The sequence below is a fragment of the Halonotius roseus genome (assembly GCF_006861655.1).
Lineage (GTDB): Archaea > Halobacteriota > Halobacteria > Halobacteriales > Haloferacaceae > Halonotius > Halonotius roseus.
Genome location: NZ_SESI01000004.1, coordinates 44,149 through 64,040 on the forward strand (window position 1 = coordinate 44,149; position 19,892 = coordinate 64,040).

Annotated in this window: 20 protein-coding genes; 10 read left to right on the forward strand and 10 right to left on the reverse strand. The window is 63.9% G+C overall.

What is annotated here, in order from left to right; translation table 11 throughout:
• Positions 1 to 183 precede the first annotated feature (183 nt).
• The 4 genes from EWF95_RS12230 to cyaB form a co-directional block, all read right to left on the reverse strand.
• A complete protein-coding gene (locus tag EWF95_RS12230) occupies positions 184 to 636 on the reverse strand; it encodes a DUF5804 family protein (RefSeq protein WP_142444374.1) in 453 nt (150 codons plus the stop codon).
• A 38-nt stretch (positions 637 to 674) separates the two neighbouring features.
• Positions 675 to 1,802, reverse strand: coding sequence for a sensor histidine kinase (locus EWF95_RS12235; RefSeq protein WP_142444375.1), 1,128 nt, complete (start codon positions 1,800 to 1,802; stop codon positions 675 to 677).
• Between the two features lie 41 nt (positions 1,803 to 1,843).
• The gene (locus EWF95_RS12240) at positions 1,844 to 3,046 is read right to left on the reverse strand and encodes a methionine adenosyltransferase (RefSeq protein ID WP_142444376.1); all 1,203 of its coding nucleotides are present in this window, start codon (positions 3,044 to 3,046) and stop codon (positions 1,844 to 1,846) included.
• Positions 3,047 to 3,118: 72 nt separating this feature from the next.
• Complete coding sequence (gene cyaB / locus EWF95_RS12245) at positions 3,119 to 3,664, reverse strand: class IV adenylate cyclase (RefSeq protein WP_142444377.1); 546 nt, start codon at positions 3,662 to 3,664, stop codon at positions 3,119 to 3,121.
• 157 nt (positions 3,665 to 3,821) lie between these two features.
• Here cyaB and EWF95_RS12250 point away from each other — a divergent pair, with 157 nt between their 5' ends.
• A complete protein-coding gene (locus tag EWF95_RS12250) occupies positions 3,822 to 4,760 on the forward strand; it encodes an FKBP-type peptidyl-prolyl cis-trans isomerase (RefSeq protein ID WP_142444378.1) in 939 nt (312 codons plus the stop codon).
• Positions 4,761 to 4,802: 42 nt separating this feature from the next.
• Here EWF95_RS12250 and EWF95_RS12255 read toward each other — a convergent pair whose 3' ends face one another.
• Positions 4,803 to 5,132 (reverse strand): hypothetical protein, encoded by a 330-nt coding sequence (locus EWF95_RS12255; RefSeq protein WP_142444379.1) that lies wholly within the window; start codon positions 5,130 to 5,132, stop codon positions 4,803 to 4,805.
• A 104-nt stretch (positions 5,133 to 5,236) separates the two neighbouring features.
• Between EWF95_RS12255 and EWF95_RS12260 the strand changes: the two genes are divergently transcribed.
• Positions 5,237 to 5,755, forward strand: coding sequence for a DUF21 domain-containing protein (locus tag EWF95_RS12260; RefSeq protein ID WP_142444380.1), 519 nt, complete (start codon positions 5,237 to 5,239; stop codon positions 5,753 to 5,755).
• A 12-nt stretch (positions 5,756 to 5,767) separates the two neighbouring features.
• On the opposite strand, the gene EWF95_RS12265 is transcribed toward EWF95_RS12260, so the two are convergent.
• From EWF95_RS12265 to EWF95_RS12275, 3 genes are all read right to left on the reverse strand, one after another.
• The gene (locus EWF95_RS12265; RefSeq protein ID WP_142444381.1) at positions 5,768 to 6,142 is read right to left on the reverse strand and encodes a YlbF family regulator; all 375 of its coding nucleotides are present in this window, start codon (positions 6,140 to 6,142) and stop codon (positions 5,768 to 5,770) included.
• A gap of 51 nt (positions 6,143 to 6,193) precedes the next feature.
• On the reverse strand, positions 6,194 to 6,973 hold the full coding sequence (locus EWF95_RS12270) for a sulfite exporter TauE/SafE family protein (protein WP_142444382.1): 780 nt from the start codon (positions 6,971 to 6,973) through the stop codon (positions 6,194 to 6,196).
• Between the two features lie 161 nt (positions 6,974 to 7,134).
• Positions 7,135 to 7,791, reverse strand: a complete 657-nt coding sequence (locus tag EWF95_RS12275; RefSeq protein WP_142444383.1) for an alpha/beta hydrolase — start codon at positions 7,789 to 7,791, stop codon at positions 7,135 to 7,137.
• Between the two features lie 144 nt (positions 7,792 to 7,935).
• Between EWF95_RS12275 and EWF95_RS12280 the strand changes: the two genes are divergently transcribed.
• Positions 7,936 to 8,400: an Lrp/AsnC family transcriptional regulator gene (locus EWF95_RS12280; RefSeq protein ID WP_142444384.1), complete on the forward strand. Its 465-nt coding sequence runs from the start codon at positions 7,936 to 7,938 to the stop codon at positions 8,398 to 8,400.
• A gap of 8 nt (positions 8,401 to 8,408) precedes the next feature.
• Here the strand turns inward: EWF95_RS12280 and EWF95_RS12285 are convergent, their stop codons facing one another.
• On the reverse strand, positions 8,409 to 9,425 hold the full coding sequence (locus EWF95_RS12285) for an amidohydrolase family protein (RefSeq protein ID WP_142444385.1): 1,017 nt from the start codon (positions 9,423 to 9,425) through the stop codon (positions 8,409 to 8,411).
• Between the two features lie 152 nt (positions 9,426 to 9,577).
• Between EWF95_RS12285 and EWF95_RS12290 the strand changes: the two genes are divergently transcribed.
• From EWF95_RS12290 to dph2, 4 genes are all read left to right on the forward strand, one after another.
• Entirely contained in the window at positions 9,578 to 10,261 is a 684-nt protein-coding gene (locus EWF95_RS12290; RefSeq protein ID WP_142444386.1) for a carbonic anhydrase, read from the forward strand.
• Positions 10,262 to 10,468: 207 nt separating this feature from the next.
• Positions 10,469 to 11,962 carry a proton-conducting transporter transmembrane domain-containing protein gene (locus EWF95_RS12295; protein ID WP_142444581.1) on the forward strand — a complete coding sequence of 498 codons (1,494 nt, stop codon included), beginning with the start codon at positions 10,469 to 10,471 and terminating at the stop codon, positions 11,960 to 11,962.
• Positions 11,952 to 14,393 carry a DUF2309 domain-containing protein gene (locus EWF95_RS12300; protein ID WP_142444387.1) on the forward strand — a complete coding sequence of 814 codons (2,442 nt, stop codon included), beginning with the start codon at positions 11,952 to 11,954 and terminating at the stop codon, positions 14,391 to 14,393. Before EWF95_RS12295 ends, EWF95_RS12300 begins: the two co-directional genes overlap by 11 nt.
• Before the next feature lie 107 nt (positions 14,394 to 14,500).
• Positions 14,501 to 15,559, forward strand: a complete 1,059-nt coding sequence (gene dph2, locus EWF95_RS12305) for a diphthamide biosynthesis enzyme Dph2 (protein ID WP_142444388.1) — start codon at positions 14,501 to 14,503, stop codon at positions 15,557 to 15,559.
• An 83-nt stretch (positions 15,560 to 15,642) separates the two neighbouring features.
• Here dph2 and EWF95_RS12310 read toward each other — a convergent pair whose 3' ends face one another.
• Positions 15,643 to 17,397, reverse strand: coding sequence for a sensor histidine kinase (locus EWF95_RS12310; protein WP_142444389.1), 1,755 nt, complete (start codon positions 17,395 to 17,397; stop codon positions 15,643 to 15,645).
• Positions 17,398 to 17,546: 149 nt separating this feature from the next.
• On the opposite strand from EWF95_RS12310, the gene EWF95_RS12315 reads away from it, so the two are divergent.
• The 3 genes from EWF95_RS12315 to EWF95_RS12325 all read left to right on the forward strand — a co-directional run bounded on the left by EWF95_RS12315 (position 17,547) and on the right by EWF95_RS12325 (position 19,865).
• The gene (locus tag EWF95_RS12315; RefSeq protein ID WP_142444390.1) at positions 17,547 to 18,512 is read left to right on the forward strand and encodes a C-terminal binding protein; all 966 of its coding nucleotides are present in this window, start codon (positions 17,547 to 17,549) and stop codon (positions 18,510 to 18,512) included.
• Positions 18,513 to 18,584: 72 nt separating this feature from the next.
• Entirely contained in the window at positions 18,585 to 19,424 is an 840-nt protein-coding gene (locus tag EWF95_RS12320; RefSeq protein WP_142444391.1) for an MBL fold metallo-hydrolase, read from the forward strand.
• A 231-nt stretch (positions 19,425 to 19,655) separates the two neighbouring features.
• Positions 19,656 to 19,865, forward strand: coding sequence for a hypothetical protein (locus EWF95_RS12325; protein WP_142444392.1), 210 nt, complete (start codon positions 19,656 to 19,658; stop codon positions 19,863 to 19,865).
• The last annotated feature ends 27 nt before the right edge of the window (positions 19,866 to 19,892 follow it).

A 19,892-nucleotide genomic window follows, 5' to 3' on the forward strand; every position in this document is an offset into this window, starting at 1 on the left:
CTCGGTCGTTTCGGTCGTTTCGGTCGCTTCGGCCGAGAGATGTGCATCCAAGAATATGTTCCGCCAACATCACGAAAAAGCGTTTTCCAAATTTCGTTCGGGATTCGTCCAAATTAGCGTTTCAAGGCCTGTAACCGTCGAACTCGTCGACCGGGTGAGTCGTTTTATAAGGCCGGACGCGAACTACCCCGAAAACTCCGCACCGGTCACCCGGACGACGACCGTGTCCTCGACATCCCGCAGATCGTAGTCGGGGATCTCGCCGTCGATGCGGGTGACGTACATCGGTTCGACGAGTGCGTCGTCGTCGACGCCGAACACGCAAAGTCGCTGGTCGGTTTCCTCGGGTGGGAGTTCGCGGTCGCGGACTTCGGCTGCGAGATCACGGGAGAGCCACTCGGTGTCGCTGATGCTCGGTTCGTTGATCAGGGCGTAGTCGGCGAACCGAACCAGATACCAGTTGAGGTCGTTGAGCAGCGCGACGGCCGCGCCGAGACTGACCGTTTCAAGCGCGACCGTGTTTGCGAACGGTTGGCTCAGGTCGTAGGTAGCGAGGGCGGCGCGTGCCGTCTCTCGGGAGAGCAGCTCGTATCTGAGATCGACATCGTCGCTCCCGACGAGACAGACACGGGTCACGCTCGGGGACAGCAGGCCACACAGTAAAGCGGTTTCGGCTACTCGGGGTCGATCCGAAACTCAAACCGCGCGCCGCCGCCGTCGGCGTCGGTCACTGACACCGTCCAGCCGTGGGCTTGGGCGATCCGGCGGACGATCGCCAACCCGAGGCCGCTGCCGGTACCGGAGCTTGAGACGCCGGCCTCGAAGATATCCTCCCGTTCCTCCTCCGGGATCCCATCACCGTTGTCGGCGACGTAGAACCCCTCGCCCTCGCTGAGTCGCCCAACGGTAATCGAGAGCCCATCCAGGACGGAGTCGGCTGGCTCGTCGTCACCGTAGTCGTCCGGCAGGCCGGCGGCGATCGGATCACCGTCGTCGCCCTCGTCGCCCTCGGCCCCGTGTTCGATCGCGTTCCGAAACAGATTCTCCAGCAGTCGCAGCAGTCGTTCCGGGTCGGCATCCAGCCGGAGCTCGGTGTCGACAGTGAGCGTCTCGTCGTCGCCGCCAACGGTCTGCCACGCCTGGGTGGCGATCTCGCTGAGATCGACCGGCTCGGGATCGGTCACCTCGTTGCCACCGCGGGCCAAGGCGAGTGAGTCCTCGATGATCTCCGACATCCGATCGTGGGCGAACTCGATGTGAGCGATCAGCTCCTCGTCGACCGCGTCGTTGTCACCGATCAGCTCCATGTTGCCTTTGGCGACGGTGAGTGGACTCCGGAGATCGTGGGAGACGACCGAGGCGAACTCCTCAAGCCGGTCGACCTGTCGTTCGAGCTCCGCGCCGCGGCGTTTGGTGCGCCGTCGCTCGATATCGAACAGCCCGAACCCGATGCCGAGGGCGGCCCCCCGGGCGGCGGCGGTGGTGAGTGCTCGGAGCAACTCGATCTCCGCGGCCCCCGCCGCATACAGCGAGAGCGCGGTCAACAGCTCGAAGCCGCCGATGGCGATGCTGCCGGCGAGACACCAGGCGGCCAGCCGCACGATATCCCAGTCGGGGCGATCCGTCGTCTGGGCCCAGTAGCCCGCCCCGATCACCAACGCCGAAAACAGCAGCGTGAGCACGCCGTCTGTGAGCAAGCCAACGAACCCGTCGTAGGCTCCCGAGATGATCCCGTAGACCGTCAGCTGAGCGGTCGCAACGCCGATCCCGGCGATGACGCCAATGCCCAGTTGCCGGCGCATGCCTGACTCACCGACTGGCAGTAGTAAAACGGTACTGCTTTTCAGAACGTCGACAGCTCGCCGTCGATGACCTGCCGGGTGATGTCGGTCACATCGGCAAGCTCTCGGTCGATGATCGCTCGGATCTCCGCCTCTCTGTCGGCGACGGCGACGCCGTCGGCGGTGACGACCTGGGCGTCGGCGACGTGTGGCTGATCGATCGGCTGGCCGATCTGGCTCAGCAGGCGTAGCTGAAGATCCCGGATCCCGTCGACCTCGTCGACAACCGATTCGGCGATCTTCGTCGACAGCAGATTGTAGATCTTGCCGATGTGGTTGACGGGGTTTTTGCCGCTCGTAGCTTCCATGCTCATCGGTCGGTTCGGTGTGATAAGGCCGTTGGCGCGGTTGCCGCGGCCGACCGAGCCGTCGTCGCCCTGTTCGGCGGAGGTGCCGGTGACGGTGAGATAGATCGACCCCTCGTCGTAGTCGTCGGCCGTGTTGACATCGACGCTTACCTCGCGGTCGGTGATCCCCTCGGCGAGCTCGGTGACGTACTCCCGAACACGCTCGACAGCGTCGATGTAGGCGTCAAGATCGGCGATATACGCGTCGACCATGGCGGCGGCGACGGTGATGGTGATCTGGTCGCCCTCGCGTTTGCCCATGATCTTCACGTCAGGGCCGATCTCCGGGTTGTCGGCGACATACTCGGTGTTGAGCTTGCGCTCGGCCGTGTGGACGATCTCCTCGGTTTCGGTCAGCGGCGCGTGGCCGACGCCGAAGGAGGTGTCGTTGGCCATCGGCACGGTCGCGCCATCCTCGCTGAAGACCTCTTGGAGGTCGCCGGAGCCCTCACCGAGTCGAACGTCGACGATCACGTCGGCCCCGGGATCGAGTTCCGGGATCGTCTCATCGAGATACTCTCGGGCCGCGGTCAGCGCGGTCGAATCGACCGGGAGCTGTTGGCCGTCGTACTCCTTTGTGGCGCGGCCGACGATAAGTAGGTAAATCGGTTCGATCACCTCGCCGCCGCCGAAGGCGGGCGCGGCCCGGCCGGCGACCAGCTGGGTTTCGTCGGTGTTGTAGTGGAGCACCTTGCCGACACGGTCGAGATACAGTGCCGAGAGCGCGCGGGAGACCGCTTCCGCAACCCCATCGCTGATCGAATCCGGGTGGCCGACCCCCTTGCGCTCGACGATCTCAACCGACTGATCCTCGACCGCCTGCCGGTCGAGTTCGCTAACCTGAATATTGCGACTCATTGCCGGCTCTTCACAATCGGTCGTGCTATAACTTGCGGAAACTTCTCGCCGCCACAAAATAACTATGAGACATTAGTCGTCGGCTGCCAGCAACAACCCGAGATACGAGGTACGGATCTGCTCGTCGGGGTCGAGCCCAAGTTGTTCTAGCAGCGCGATCGCTTCCTCGCGGGCGGCCTCAACATCGGACTCTGGTACCTCGCGTTCGATCTCGATGAACTCGCCGAGCCCATCGACCGCATCGAGGACGACGGTGTACCCCTCGAAGCTGAAGTACGTCCGATCCTTCTCGACGACGGCAGCTGGCTCGAACCCAAGTCCCGCGAGGATACCCTGTACTGCCTCGTCGTCGTCAACGGCTGTCTCGTGCTCTTCCCGCGTTTTTGAGGCCGCCTCAACGAGGGGGCCCTTGTAGGTGAGCTTTGTTACGTCGTCGCCATCAGCGGGTTCCTCCCGACGGATCCGGAGGGCTTCGTCGGTGTCGGCAAACGACCGATGCGGGGCGTCGTAGTATGTGTCGACCTGCCGACGGTGCTCGATCTGGTCGGCACCCACCTCTCGGAGTTGCTCCCGGAGTGACTCGTGGTCAGCCCGCAGTTTGAGTTCGACCTCGTACATGCCCGACTCGACCGCGCGAACGGCAAAGACTCCTGTGGCTTGCGGTGTTGGGAGTCTGTAGCTTGCGATATCAGGACAGCTGTGACAGCAGCGTGGCGGTGCGAGGCGGTGGCACCGAACCGTGCTTCTTAAGGGTACCTCGGCAGTGTATCGGGGTATGAGTGAAAACGAGGCCGAGGCAGCCGACGCCGACGACGCCGAGTCCGCCGATGGATTGCAAGACGGCGATTTCGTCGAACTCGACTACACGCTCCGGACGACCGACGACGACGAGGTCATCGATACGACCCACGAGTCGGTCGCCGAGGAAGCCGGCATCGCCGACGAGGAGAACCGCGATTTCACCCCACGGACGATCATCGTCGGCGACGGCCACGTCTTCGAATCCGTCGACGAGTCGCTGCGCGGCAGCGAGGTCGGCGACGGCGACACCGTGATCATCACCCCCGAAGAGGGCTTCGGCGAGTACGATCCTGAGGAAGTCCGAACGGTCAGCGCCGACAAGATCCCGGAGGACGATCGCTACCCCGGCGCGACCGTCCAGATCGACCGGCAGCAGGGTCACATCGAGACGATTATCGGCGGCCGCGCCCGCGTCAATTTCAACCACCCACTGGCCGGCGAGGAGCTCGAATACGACTACGAGATCGCCGCCGTCGTCGACGACCGCGAACAGCAGGCCGAAGGGATTCTCGGCATGCACCTCCAAGAGGTGCCCGACCTCTGGATCCAGACCGACGAGGTCGAAGAGGAGGTCACTGTTGAGCCCGACGAAGACGACGAGGACGCCGAGCCGACGACGGAAACCCAGACCGTCGAGAAGGAGACCCTCTACATTGAGGCGACCCAACAGCTGACGATGAATCAGCAGTGGATGATGGGGAAATCCCAGATCGCCCAGGAGATCACCGACAAGCTCGGTCTCGACCGCGTGATCGTCCAGGAGATCCTCGACGGCGGCGGGATGATGGGTGGCATGGGCGGCATGATGGGCGGCGGCATGGGTGGCGGCGATGTCGAGGAGGCCCTCGACGACGTCGACCTCGATGACGTTGACCTCGACGCCGACGAACTCGCTGAAAGTCTCGACGAGTAAGCCCGACCGCGTTTTTTTCACCCGTTATCTTCGACCGCTACGTTAGTCCCAGGCCACAGAGTGTAGCTGCTGTCGGCGTCGCGGCTGAGCGATCACCGGACAATCGAACCGCCGGCGGAGCCAGCGTGGCACGCCCTTGGCATCGAGCAGTCGAACCCGGTCGGTGACCGGCAGCGGAATCTCTGCGAGCACGCGGTCGGCGGCATGCAGCGAGATACGACAACACCGCACGCAGACGGTCAGCTCGGTTGGGGATCGGGTCGGTGGGAGCCGACCACAGCGTGTCGCTTTCACGACGACCGGGTTGGTGGCTGCTGTGGCAGCCCGTACCGCTGCTTTGCTCACGCCGGGGGTGGCGACCGCGAGATGCATACCCCGGGTGGCCCCGTGTTCGTATCTAAACCTACGGCTCCTGGGTCTTCGCGTGATTGCCGTCGGCAACCGCATTCATATGCCTGCCGCCCAACGAACCCAGCATGCAATCGCTCACGCTGCTTGTCCCGTCGCTTGTCGCTGTCATCGCATTACTGGGTCTGAGCGCGTTCTTTTCGAGCAGCGAGTCGGCGATCTTCTCGCTGTCCGACGAGTGGATCGATTCGGCTGCCAGCGATGGTACCCGTGACAGCCAGACCCTCCAGCGGTTGCGAGACAATCCCCACCGCCTGCTTGTCACGCTGTTGGTCGGCAACAACCTCGTCAACATCGCCATCACGAGTATTATCACCCTGTTGGTCGCCCGGTTTGTCCCGCCCGGAGCCACCGTCGTGGTGGCGACGGTCTCGGTAAGCGTGTTGATCCTCGTCTTCGGCGAGATCGTCCCGAAATCCTACGGGCTCGGCCACGCCGGGCCGTGGAGCCGTCGGGTCGCCCGCCCGATCGCCGCGGTTGAGCGACTGTTGGGGCCTGTTGTGGCGGTGTTTGATCTGGTAACCCGGTGGCTCACGGCACGGATCGGTGGCGACCAAGGGATCGAAAAACCGTACGTCGACGAATAGGCAGCCCGCAGTTCAGTCTTGACAGCAGCCGCCGGCCTCGCCACCAAAGTCGACCGCCAGCGGCTCGGAGATCGCCTTGTTGACCGCTTCGAGTTTGTCCTGAAGCTCCTCTTGGGCGTCAAGATAGTCTTCCATCAGCGGCATGCTGTGGAGTTCCTCTTGGGCGTCTTGTACCTCTCGCATCGATTGCCGGTCGGCTTTGCCGGCTTCCCGATCGAGCATGAACTGGTGGCGAAGCTCCTCGAACTCCTTGATCGCTTCCTGGGTTTCGGCGTCGTTTTCGACCGCCTCGCTGGCCTCGCGGAACGCCTTGTGTTCCGGACTGTCAGCGATCTTCTCGCCGAGTTCTCGACCCAGATCCTCCAGTGTCGCAGTTTCAACACTCATGGCTCCTTGTAGGTGATCGACTCGCTTCAATCTGCCGGACAGTGGGTCGGTTTAGGCGATCCCCAGTCCGCCGAGAACGAGGCGAATCCCGATCACCGTCAGCAGCCCGAGGACGGCGATCTCTCGCTGCCGGCTGCTCACCCGTCGCCGAAGTTTGCGACCGGCAGCAACGCCGAGCACCGAGGGGACGACCGCCGCCACCGAGAGCCCGAAAACCGCCAGGGAGGAATAGAGACCCAACGCGCCGGCCGCGCCGACGCGGATCGCGTTGATGCCGAGAAAGACCATCGCCACGACGCTGACAAACAGGCCATGCGAGAGATCAACGCTCCGGAGATAGGCGACAAGCTGGACGCCGACGTTCGTCGCCCCAAACAGCAGCCCCGAGACACCGCCGACAACGACCATGACGCCGGTACTCTCGCGGTCGATGGTGTTGCCGCCGAACGACGGGATCGGCACCACCGATCCCCGGCTGAGCACGAACGCCAGCGTAATGAGCCCGAGGCCGACCCGGACGGGCGCGCCCGGCAGCCGATCGATGACGACCATGCCGAGGATCGTCCCGATGAGGGCCGCCACCACCAGCGGCCAGAATCGCCGACCGCAGCTCCGTAGCTCCCCGACCGATAGCTCGCTGACGAGTGTCGCGTTCGCCGAGAGGATCGGGATGATCATCAACACGACCGCGGTCGAGGGTTCGATCACCGTCGCCAACGCCATCGTGCCGACCAGCGCAAACCCGAAGCCAGCCAGCCCGTTGACCACCCCAGCGACGAGCAACACGGCCGCGAGAATCACGAGAAATGTGGGTGAGAAACCGCCGATCATCGGTTGGCTCCCGTGGTCGTTACAACCGCGGTGCTACGGCGCGTCGTCGACATCGCCGCCAGCGTGTTCTCCGTCGCCACAGCAGGCTGTTGTGTCGTGGAAACATAGCTCTCCCCCGGTTGTGTACCCCGAGTGCGACGCCGATCCGGAAGCGGCCGCGATTACGCCAGCTGTCGTTCGACGAAATCGATCAGTCCCTCGTGTTCGGCGGGGCCGATCCCATGGCCGCCGTCGTAGACGGTGTACTCGACGGCCGCGCCAAGTGTTTCAAATCGGTTGGCGGCAGCCTCGGTGCGGGCGGCGGGGATGATCTCGTCGGCCCCGCCCGCGGCGATAAACACCGGTTTGTCGGCGATCCCGTCGGGGTCGACATCGCTGTGTGAGTCCGGCAGATAGCCGTGTAGGGCGACAACCCACTCGTAGCGGTCGGGGTCGTCGAGCAGCAGCGAGAGGCTCGTGATCGCGCCCTGGCTGAAGCCAAGCAGGCCGACGTTGTCGGCATCGATCCCGTAGGCCTCGACGGCGGCGTCGATGCTCTCGGTGACGAGCCCGCGGCTGCGCTCGAAGTCGGCCGCGTGGGGCTGGCTCTGGTGGAGGCCGCCACCGGAGAGATCGAGCTCGTACCAGGTGTAGCCGCCCTGCAGGCGGTCGGGAGCTCGCAGGCTCAGGACGTGGATCGAATCCGGCAGCGATCGGGCGACCGGGAGGAGGTCTTCCTCGTTGGCACCGCGGCCGTGGAGGACGACGACCGCGGGGGCGGGTTCGTCGCTCGGCTCGTCAGGGGCGATATGCACATGGTCGAGTGGCAGGTCGCTCATGGTCTCCATAGCGTGGCAGACCACATTAATCCGGGAGTAACATCGATGCCACCGATGGGTCTCACACCGGTTTCACCGATACCCACCCTGTCGATCCCACCGCCTCGGGCGAAGTTCTTTGGGGTTAATCGTTCAATACTACCTATGAGCGACACAGAGATCGACGCGGTCGACCAAGCGATCCTCCACGCACTCCAGGAGGACGCCCGCAACTTCTCGTCGGCCGATATCGCCGAGCGAACCGGCACCTCCGACAGCACGGTTCGCAAGCGGATCCAGCGGCTCGAAGCCGACGGCGTGATCAAGGGATACAGCGCGGATGTCGACTACCAGCAGTCGGGGTATCCGCTGCGGATGTTGCTGTACTGTACGGCGTCGATCGCGGAACGCGGCGATCTGGTCGCCGATATCCTCGCCATCGATGGGGTGATCTCGGTACAGGAGCTGGTCACCGGCGAGGAGAACCTGCTTGTCACCGCCGTCGGCGAATCCGACAGCGACATCACACCCGTCGCCCAGGAACTGCTCGATATGGGGCTAACCGTGGCCGACGAGGTACTTGTCCGGAGCCACGAGACGACGCCGTTCGAGGAGTTTTCAGCCGAATAGCTGATTACTCAGAGGACGACCGCTTTTACGTCCAGTCCGGTCGCCCGACGGACGACCGCCGACACCGGATCGATCGTCCCCGAGAGATTGTCGGAGTCGCCATCGACAACGAGCAGTGCCGCCCGGCGGCCGGCCTCGATCAGCCCGCAGTCGAGGTCGGCGATCTCTGCGCCCGCGATTGTCGCCATCCGCAACACCTCGCGGTCGGTCACGTCGAAGGTTTTCGCCGTGAACGCCATCTCGCGGAACATCGACGGCGGATTCAACATCACGTTGTCCGTTCCGAGAGCAACCGTCGTGTGATCAAGCAGCTCACGGATCGGCGGCCGGCCGACGCCCAGAACGGTGTTTGCGCGCGGACAGACCGCGATCGGTACCTCCTCGTCGGCGACCCGCTCCAGATGCTCGGCCGCCGCATGTACCATGTGAACAAGCAGCTCCGGCTCGTAGTCGAGGGCGGGATGGATGTCGGTCGCGTCGGGCTCGCCGGCGTGGATGGCAAACGGTTTGTTCGCCTCGCGGGCTGCGGCGCGCTCGACAGCGAAATCGTCGTCGTTCGCGCCGCTGGCCCCGTAGCCGTCGGCGATCTCAAGTACGGAGGCCGGGCCACTCCCGAAGATGAACGCGTCGGTCGCCGCGTCGTCCGCTGCCGCCCGAAGGGCCTCCGTGCCCGCCTCGCCGGACTCCCGGAAATCGAGATGGGCCGCCGTCCCCGTTTGCTCCATAAATCGGAGGGTGCGACCCATTGCGGCGACGAGTTCCTCGCGGCTCGCGGCGGCGAGTCGCCGGTGTTTCTCGCTGTCGGGCGGGGCGACCGCCGCGTGGAGATCCAACCCGACGCCGGCCTCCTTCGCTACCGAGTCGCCGATGTGAGTGTGGGCGTTGACGAACGCCGGCAGGACGATGTCGGTCGAATCCGTCACCGTCTCCTCGACGGCCGTGATCCGCTCGTCGTCGACGACGACCCGGCCCCGGATCGGCTCGAACGACCGCCCGGCGAGTACCGTCCCCTCGAACTGTTGCATACGCCAGCCCACCAGTTCGACCCCGATATGTGTTTCTACCGCAGTGAACGCGAACGATCCGGTAAATTTTATATGTTCAACGACCGGACTGGTAGTAATGCCGAGTCTGACATGGCTGTCCGATACCACGCGGCCACGAGACGGGAGTCAGCATGGCTGAGGACGGACTCGAATCGCTGCTGACGGCGTTAGATATCGATCCCGACCGGACGCCGCCAGCGGCCGCCGGCGAGCCCGCCGTGGTGTCGATCGGCTGTCCGCTCGCCGACTGTGATCACGACCCCGGCTGGCTGGCTGATATGGGAACCGCCCACCTCGCGGTAACGACACTCGGCAACCGAACGTGGGAGCGACGCGACGGCGAGCGGGAGCTACAGGCGTCGATCCGGGGAGCTATCGCCGACCGCCCGGTCGCGGCTGTCGTTGTTGTCGGTCACACCGACTGTGACGTGGTGGCCGACGCCTACGACCGCTACTGCGGCCCCGAGCGGTCGTCGCCGGCTGGCGTGCGCGCAAGCCTCGCGCCGCTGGAAGGCGTCGTCGCCGACGCTGTCGACGGCGACGGGATCGACACGACGGGCCCGCGACAACGAGTGCAGCATCGACTCGTCGAGTACAACGTCGTTCGCAACGTCGCCTTCCTCCGAGACCGGCTGCCGTCGACGACAGTTGCCGGCGTCGTCGTCGATCAGGCGGGCGTCTACGACTCCTTTCCGGGCAAAGAGTATCTCGTCGCCCTCGAAGACGCGACCGAGCCGGCAGCCCTCCGCGCCCGACTGCCCGAAGGGTGCCAGCTATCGGTCGGTCGGCTGCTGTCGACGGCGTCGATTCGGTAAAGCCCCGACAGATCGGAGGTGTCGGCGTCTGAGAACGATGATTAGTCGTCCTTGAAGACCATAATGTTCTATAATCTCCTTTGAGAGAACAATCTGGTCGAATAAATAGATTTATTGCACAGTTTGTTCTACAGGAGAGTGAATACGACCAGCACCCGACACTCGCGGGACGACCGCGGGCCACAGGTGGCTGGCTCGGACAAACACATGACAGATGGCACCCAGCGCAGATCGGTCGGATCGCTCCCAGCGATGGAGAACCATGCCGCGGGCGTCCCCGCCGCCCTCACCCGACTCGTGTGGGGGTTGTGGATCGGCACGCTCGTCGTCGCGGCCGTGTTCGTCCGAAACGACCCGGGGTGGGCGGTCGACGGCCTCGTCGCCATCGACGGACTGACGGTCGTCATGTGGACGGTCGTCACGTTCTTCAGCGGGATCGTCCACAGCTACGCGCGCCGGTATCTCGCCGGCAACCCCGACAAGACCCAGTTCTTTACGCGGGTCTTCGCGTTCACGCTGGCGGTGATGGTCGTCGTCGCCGCCGACCACGTCGCACTGTTCGCGGCGGCGTGGCTGGCGATGGGTCTGCTCATGGCCGAGTTGATCGGCCACGTCGACGGCTGGCCCCAAGCACAGGCGGCCGCCCGCACCTCGCGTCGCTACTTCGTCGGGAGTGCCGCGTTAATCGCCGTCAGCCTCACGCTACTGTGGTCGACGACGGGCGCAACCACTATTACCGGAATACTCGACGCCGTCGGCGGGCTGTCGACGACGACCGCCGTGCTCGCCGCGGGCGGCCTCGTCATCGCGGCGATGATCCAGTCGGCGTTGATCCCGTTCCACACCTGGATCCTCTCGTCGATGACCGCGCCGACGCCCGCCTCCGCGCTGATGCACGCCGGCTTCGTCAACGCCGGCGGCGTCCTGCTCGCGCGGTTCGCGCCGGTGGTCACGATCGAGCCGACGGTCATGCTCGCTATCGTCGCCGTCGGCGCGCTCAGCGCGCTCGGCGGAAAGCTCCTGAAATCCGTCCAGACGGATATCAAGGGTCAACTCGGCTGCTCGACGGTCGGCCAGATGGGCTTTATGATCATGCAGGCCGGCCTCGGCTTCTTCGGCGCGGCCATTGCTCACCTCATCCTCCACGGCTTCTACAAGGCCTACCAGTTCCTCTCCTCGGGCAGTGAGGTCACACACACCAGCCCGTCGGCGGTGAGCGATCACACGGTCGAGTACAACGGCGTCGTCGCCGGCGTCGTGACCGTCGTGACCGGGATTCTCGGTGGCGCGCTCTTTGCGATCCTGACCGGCAAGGGGACGATCATCAACGGCGGTCTGCTGTTAACCTTCTTCGTCACCTTTGCGACGCTGCATGCGGCCCGCAGTGCAGTTCAACACACCTCCCTGCCGGCGACGTTCCGCTACGGCGCGGTTCCGCTGGTCTTCTTCCCGGCGATCATCGTCTACGCCGCCGTCTACGAGGCGATCTCGTTCATGCTGGCTGATCTCCCGGTCGTGACGGCCTCGACGGAGTTGACCCTCCTACACGGTGTCATCGCCGTCGTCTTCGTCGGCGTCTACGTCGCCATCGAGACCGGGGTTCATGAGGGGAGCGGTCGCCTCTACGTTGCACTGCTGAATCTGAGCCAACCCGTCTCCGACACGCTGCTGACTTCCACGGAGGACTACAATGAGTACTGAACCCACACTCGACGACAGTATCGACAGCGCGGCAACCACGGTCGGCTCCGTCTGGCCGATCCACTCGTTTGTGACCGCCAACCCGCTTTCGGGGTTCGAAAACCAACCCTTCGAGCAGGCGGTCACACAGGCCGCCGACCTGCTCGGTGGCCGCGGCTACCCCAGCGCGGCGACGTTCCAGCAGGCACTTGAAAGCGGGCAGATCGACCCTGAAATCCTCGAATCGGAGCTCGCCGACCGCGGCTACGAGGCCGATCCCGAAACGCTCCTTGAGCGCATGGCCGACGCCGACGAGAGCACCGCCGCGGGCGACAGCGACACCGCAGCAGACAGCGACGCCGAGCGTGTCGATGCCATCCTGACGAAGTGGTTGCCGGCGTTCCTCGATGAGGGCCGTGCCCACTGGTCGATGCCCAACCGCGAAGCGGGGTTCTACAGCGCGTTCCGCGCGCTGGCCGATCACGACAGCGAGATTCCAGACGCGGGCGTCGTCGCCGACCTGCCGGAATCGCCGACCGCGGCCATCGAGGCCGCCGTCGAATCGTATCCCGAAAGCCAGTGGGAACCCCTCTTCGAGGAACAACTCGCCGCGCTGCCGGGCTGGACTGGCTTCATCAAGCAACGCGCCGACGACGAGGGTGACTGGCAAGCGGAATACCCGATCACGCTCGACGGCTATCTCGCCGTCAGGTTGTCGCTGTTGGACGGTTTCGGTGTCGATCTCGAACCCGAGTCAAGCTTCGAGAGCACGGCGCCCGACACGGCCGACGAACTCGCCGCGGCGTTCCTGAGCGCGTGGGAGGCGACCTACCGCGAGGAACTGGTCGACACCGTCGCCACCGAGAGCGAGCGCGTGGCAGCCGATGAGACGGCGACAGAGGGCGCGGCGGGTCGCCCGGACGCACAGTTGACCTTCTGTATCGACACGCGCTCGGAGGTCATCCGTCGCCACATCGAGGCGACCGGCGACTACGAAACCCACGGCTACGCGGGCTTTTTCGGCGTCCCAATCGAGTACAACGGCTACGAAACCGACGTGTCGGTCGACGCCTGCCCGCCGATTCTCGACCCCAAACACCGTATCACCGAACTCCCGACCGACGACGAGACACAGACGACCCACGACCGCTGGGCCGGCGTCCGCGAAGCCGCCGCCGAGGCCATCGAGACGCTGCAGGCCAACGCGGCGAGTGCCTACGGCTACGTCGAGAGTGCCGGCAGTGGCTACGGCCTCGCGCTGGCAGCGCGCACGCTCGTCCCCGGCCGCGTCCACGACCTCTTGGACGCTATCGACGACGCCGAACCCGACAGCCACGAGTTCTGTGAGCCAATGGTTCATCACCAACACACCTACGCCGACGACCTCCCGGTCGGGCTGACGACCGATGAAAAAGTCGAGTACGCTGCGACGGCCTTCGATCTGATGGGCTTCGAGTCGTTCGGCCGCGTGGTCGCCTTCGTCGGCCACGCCAGCGAGACCGCGAACAACCCCTACGATTCGAGTCTGGATTGTGGGGCCTGTGCCGGCAACCCCGGCGGGCCGAACGCCCGTGTCCTCGCGTCTATCTGCAACGACGAAACGGTACAGGAAAAACTCCGCGAGCAGGGCCACGAGATCCCAGCGGATACCGTCTTCATCGCCGGCGAACACAACACGACGACCGACGAGATCGAACTCTACGACGGTGATGTCCCCGCAAGCCACGACGACGACCTCGATCAGCTTCGCGTGGATCTCGCGACGGCCCGTGAAAACGCGGCCGCCGAACGCGCCGACGCGATGGGAGCCGACACCGCGGATAGCCGCAGTGAGACCGAACGCCGCGCGGCCGACTGGGCCGAGACCCGCCCCGAGTTGGGGTTGGCCGGCAACGCCTCGTTCGTCATCGGGCCACGCGAACTCACAGAAAATGTCAACCTCAACGGCCGTGCATTCCTCCACTCCTACGACCACGCGACCGATCCCGACGGCGACGCGCTGGAAGCGATCCTCGCCGGCCCGATGGTCGTCACCCAGTGGATCAACAACCAGTACTACTTCTCGACGGTCGATTCCGGCGTCTACGGCAGCGGCTCGAAGATCACTCACAACCCCGTCGGCAACGTCGGCGTCTATCAGGGCAACGGCGGCGACCTCCTTACTGGACTGCCGCTGCAGTCGGTGGCTGCCGGCCCCGACGATCCGTACCACCAGCCGCTTCGTCTCTCAACGGTCGTTCACGCGCCCGTTGACACCGTCGAGGAAATCCTCGCCGACCACGAGGAGCTGACGACGCTGCTCGACAACAGCTGGCTCTCGCTGACGGTCGTCGATCCGACCCGCGGGCACGACGCATTCCACTACGACGGCGAGCTGACGTGGACGGGCGAAGGCGACATCGAGCCCGAGCCCGCGGCCGCCGAACCGGCCACGATCCCCGCTGACGACTAGCTGCGGCGCCGGTGGTGGCGTCGCTGCCGACCATCGCACGACGGCCCTCCGCCCGTTCATTTGCCAAAACACCGTGGTTATACGGCTCGGACTGGAACAACACGGTAATGAGCCAAGACGCCAGCGACGAGGGGTATTCAGAGGGCGATCTCCGGAACACGGGGATGGATCTCCGCCACGACCGCGAGTGGGATTACGAACTCGAACGCATCGTCGACGAGATCGAGGAGCGCGACGCCGAGAAAGTCGGCCTCCAGTTCCCCGAAGGCCTCAAGCGTCGCGGCCCCGCGGTCGCCGACGACCTCCGGGAAGTCGTCGACGACGACGTGACGATCATGCTGTCGGGCCAACCATGTTACGGTGCCTGCGATCTCGATACCTATCTCATGCGCCGGACGGACGTGTTCGTCCACTTCGGCCACTCCCCGATGAAGGAGTCCGACCAGATCATCTACGTCCCGCTGTTCTCCAACGTCGATCCCTTCCCGATTCTCGAAGACTCGCTTGATGAGCTTCCTGATCCCGAGGAAGACCCTGCCGTCGGCCTCGTGACGACCGCCCAGCACATGAACCGCTTCGGCGAGATGGTTGAGTGGCTCGAAGAGCGCGGCTACGAGGTTCATACGCGCAAGGGCGACGACCGCCTGACCTACGAGGGCCAAGTGCTCGGCTGCAACTACGCCTCCGCCGATATCGACGCTGATCACGTCCTCTACGTCGGCGGCGGGAAGTTCCACCCGATGGGGCTGGCGATGGAACACCAGGAGAAACACGTCGTCATCGCCGACCCTGTCAACAACGTGGTGACGATCGCCGACCCCGAGCAGTTCCTCAAACAGCGGTACGCCACTGTCCACAAGGCGATGGACGCCGAGAAGTGGGGTGTCATCTTCTGTACCAAGATCGGCCAGGGTCGCTGGGAGGTCGCCGAGGAGATCCTTGAGAACAACGACAACGCCTACCTGATCACGATGGACGAGGTGACGCCGGATCGCCTCCTGAACTTCAACATGGACGCCTTCGTCAACACGGGCTGTCCGCGGATCACGACCGATGACGGCCCGCAGTTCCACAAGCCGATGGTCACGCCCGGCGAGTACGAGATCGCCATGGGCAACAAACCGCTGGACGAGCTCGAATTCGACACCTTCCACGGCACGTGGTAGGCTGTCGGCGGTCGGCGGTCGTGGGCAGTCGGCGGTCGGCGGTCGCATGCGACGACTCGGTTTCGCCGAGTTAGCGCGTCACGTCATGTTTCATCGTCAGCAACAGGGCGCACACCGGTGATTTCGAACCGGGCCCCGCCGTCGCTGCTGTCACAGACAGCGATCTCCCAGCCATGCGCCGTGACGATATCCTGCACGATCGCCAGCCCGAATCCGGTGCCACCGCTCGCCGCGGTGTAGCCGCTTTCGAACACCTCCTCGCGGTCGTCAGCAGCGATTCCTGTTCCGTCATCTGATACGTAAAACCCCGATCGCTGCCCATCATCGGTTGTCAGCCGTTCGTTGCCAAGCACGCCGACACGCACAGTCACCGGGGTCTCATTGTGCTCGGCGGCGTTTCCATAGAGGTTCTCAAAGACCTGTAGCAACCGATCACGATCAGCGTGAATCTTGATGCTCTCCGGAAATGATACCTGCAGTGTGCAGTCGTCAACATCGCTGTATGTCCACGCTGTTCTGGCAGCCGACGCAAGGCCGACCGGTTCAGTCTCGTCGATCGTTTGACTGGTGCGAGCCATCGTCAGCAGGTCATCGATCATCGATTCCATCCGTGTCAACGCCTTCTCGGCTTCCGTGATCTCCTCGCTGTCACACTCCCAGCCAGCGATCTTGAGTCGCCCCTGTGCGACGTTGAGTGGGCTCCGGAGATCGTGCGAAACGATGCTGGCGAACTCGTCGAGATGCTCGTTTTGTTCGCGGAGCTGTCGTTCGCGCGCCTTCTGCTCGGTGATCTCGTGGAGTCGGATCAGCTGTCCCGTCTGCGTGCTGGTTCGGTTTTCGATCGGAACACTATCGATGGTAAAGTTTCGTTCCGTGCCTGCTTCCGAGAGTGTTGTCTCGCCTGATCCGGCTGTGGTAAACCAGCCAACCGGGTCGGGAAACGGCGCGAAAAACGCTGTCGCAGCCATTCCACGCCAGTTCTCCGGGGCACCAACCAGCTCCCGCGCCGCGGGATTACAGTCGACGACGCGGTGGTGGTCGTCAAGCATTACGACCGGATCGGCCAGCTGTTCGACAAGCTGTTGCCGTCCCACAGGGGCGACTTCGAGGAGTCGATACCGAAAGATCGCAACCGCGAATGCGACGGCGGTGACGCCAAACGAGACGTGGGTGAGATTCCACTCCGGCGGCAGAATCCCCACAAACAACAGCGAATTAACGCCCGGAACCGCGCCGATACCGACCGCAAGCGCGACCGCCTGCCCCCGGTATATCTCACCGCGATTTTTCAGCAGGTAGCGGACGACGATCACACCGCTTCCCAGCATGACCAGATAGATGTACAGCTGGTAGAGCCGGAAGGCGGGTTGCAGCGTGAGATCAAGGGCGACCCACTCGGTGAAGGTGACCCCAGCGATCGTCACCGGCCCTTGGGTGGTCAGCCCGTTGGAGACGAGCATGAGAGAGGGGTTGAGCACGACCGCGACCGCAACCCCACCGATCGTCGCCAGCGCGACCCCAGCCGTCCAGCGGTTCACCCACGCTGTGTGTCCCGAATACGTCAGCGAAAACCACGCCAGCGAGTAGGCCAATCCGGGTACGAGGAGGACGTTGCCGATGTTGTTGCCGACGAAGATCAGCTCCGGAACGGTGATGACACTGATGAAGATAGCGGTGAGTTGCCAGACACAGATCACAAACAGCAGGACGATGAATGCCTGCAGTTCGGGTGTCTGGCCGCGTCGGTGGTACCCCCGGAGCGCGTAGAGCAGCAGCGACGCCGTGACCAGCAGGATAGCCACGAACACGGGCACCTCCGGTTGGAGTTGAAACGTCATCGCTGATCAGGTGTTACCACATGCGTTCGACCGAACGGAAAAAATAGTAGTGTGTGACTGGCTGCGTCTCGGTTGACGGTGCGGCCAGCAACCCCACGCAGTGAGAACCGAGGTGGTTGTTCATATGCCTACAGGCAAAACGATCGAGTATGCCACCCGTCGTTGTCAACGACGATCCGATGATCCGTGCTGAGACGCTCGAAACTGTGCTTGGTGAGGCTGTTACTGTCGTGACGGCCGACCTCCAGACCACCGACGACATCATCGAGGCGGCTGCCGACGCCGCGGGGCTCGTTGTCGACGTTCAGACAGACGTGCCGGCGGCGGTCTTCGAGGCCTGTGAAAACCTCCAGATCGTCGCCCGCGCGGGCGTCGGCGTCGACGGCGTCGATATCCCCGCCGCCGCCGACCACGGCGTCACCGTCGTCAACGTCCCTGACTACTGTCGTGAGGAGGTCTCGACGCACGCCGTCTCGTTGCTGTTGGCGTCGATCCGTCGGCTGAATGTCTACGATCGATCGGTGAAGCGTGGCCGATGGGACTGGGAGGATGGCGCGCCGATCCACCGGCTGACCGGCGAGACGGTCGGCTTCCTCTCGTTTGGTCAGTTGGCGAAGGCGACCGCCGAGAAGCTGTCGGGATTCAACTGTGAGGTCGTTGCCGCTGACCCCTACGTTGACAGCGAGGAGATGGCCGACCACGGTGTCGAGAAAGTCCCGCTTGACGAACTGCTCGAAACGGCGGATCACGTCTCGATTCACGCGCCGCTGACCGATGATACCCGCCATCTCTTCGACCGCGATGCGTTCCGCAAGATGAGCGACACCGCCGTCCTGGTCAACGTTGGTCGCGGTCCGATCGTCAAGGAGGAGGCGTTGGTCTGGGCACTTGAGCACGACGAGATCGCTGCCGCCGGTCTTGACGTGCTCGAAGACGAGCCGCTGACGGACTCGCCGCTGGCCAACCGCGACGATGTGATCCTCACGCCGCATGCCGCCTTCTACTCGGAGGAGTCGCTGACGGATCTCAACGAACACATCGGCAACGATATCCTGTCGGTCTTCGACGGCGAAACACCCGCCGGCTACATTGATCCTGAGGCCGACTGGCTGTAGGTCGACGCCGGGGATTCGGCAGCGGCGACCGCGACGGCAACGTTTAGAACGGCTCAGCCCAGATAGCCGACCATGACAGTTAGCGACTGGGGCGACTGGCTCCCGAAGGCCGTCGCCGACGCCGACCCCGAGACCGTCGCCGTCTGGTATCTCGGCTGCAACGGGTTCGTGATCAAGGGTAGTGAGGGGACGACGATCTGGATCGATCCCTACGTCGGCTTGGGCGACCCGCCGCGAACGATCCGGATGATCCCGGTGCCGTTCGATCCCGAGGATGTGCCGGAATCGGGAGCCGACGCCGTGTTGGCGACCCACGAACACACCGACCACACTCACGGCCCGAGTCAGGGGCCGATTCTTGAGCGAACCGGTGCCGACTTCTACGCACCTGACGACAGCCTCAGCGTCGCCTTCGACGACGAGGAGTGGCTCGACAGCTACGATATCTCGGACTCGCAGTTCACCGAGGTCACAGAGGGCGACAGCATCGAGATCGGGGAGTTCACGATCGACGTGGTCGAAACCCATGACCCGGATTCGACCCATCCGGTCGGCTACGTGATCCAACACGCCTCGGGGACGATCTTCCACGCCGGCGACAGCAAGCCAGCCGACAGCTTTGCCGAGTTGGGCGACCAGTACGATATCGATCTCGGAATTCTCGCCTTCGGGGCCATCGGCAACATCCCCGACAAGGAAACCCGCGAGCCGGTGCGGACGAAGTGGTATGCGACCGAAAACGAGACGGTGAAATCCGCCTCGGATCTCCAACTCGATCGCCTGTTGCCGACCCACTGGGATATGTGGAAAGGGATGACCGCCGATCCGACTGTGCTCCACCACCACGCCGCTTCCTACGAGTATCCGCAGGAACTGGAGATCGTTGAGATCGGCGACCGGGTCGAGCTCTGATCGGATGAGTGAGGGCTAGCCATCACACTCGGCTGTTGCCCGGAATACAACTATCTTGTTCAATTCTGGTGTTTTTGTCCATATTTAATGACGAGCAAAGCTTGTATATACACATATAAACGTATCCATACGTACACACCAACAGTTAAGTCGGTTGCCAACATCGGGATGTATGAAGTCAAAACGAGAAACACACAACAGGCGTTGTGTGATTACAGGGAGAACAACACAATGATGACTGACTACGACTTCCCAGTGTGGTTCTGGGATCCGGAGACGACCGACGAAGACCGCAGCAACTGGATGACCCAAGAGCGGTGTCGCCGCCAGGCGATGCGCCAGCAGACCGCCTACCGCCGCCGCATGGAACGATCCGCCGAGCGACGGGCACGACGCGAGGCGGCCAGCCCGGCGACAGTCGCCGTTGAGAACTACCGCTGAGGTCGGCTGTGGTCGCCCGGTCGATCT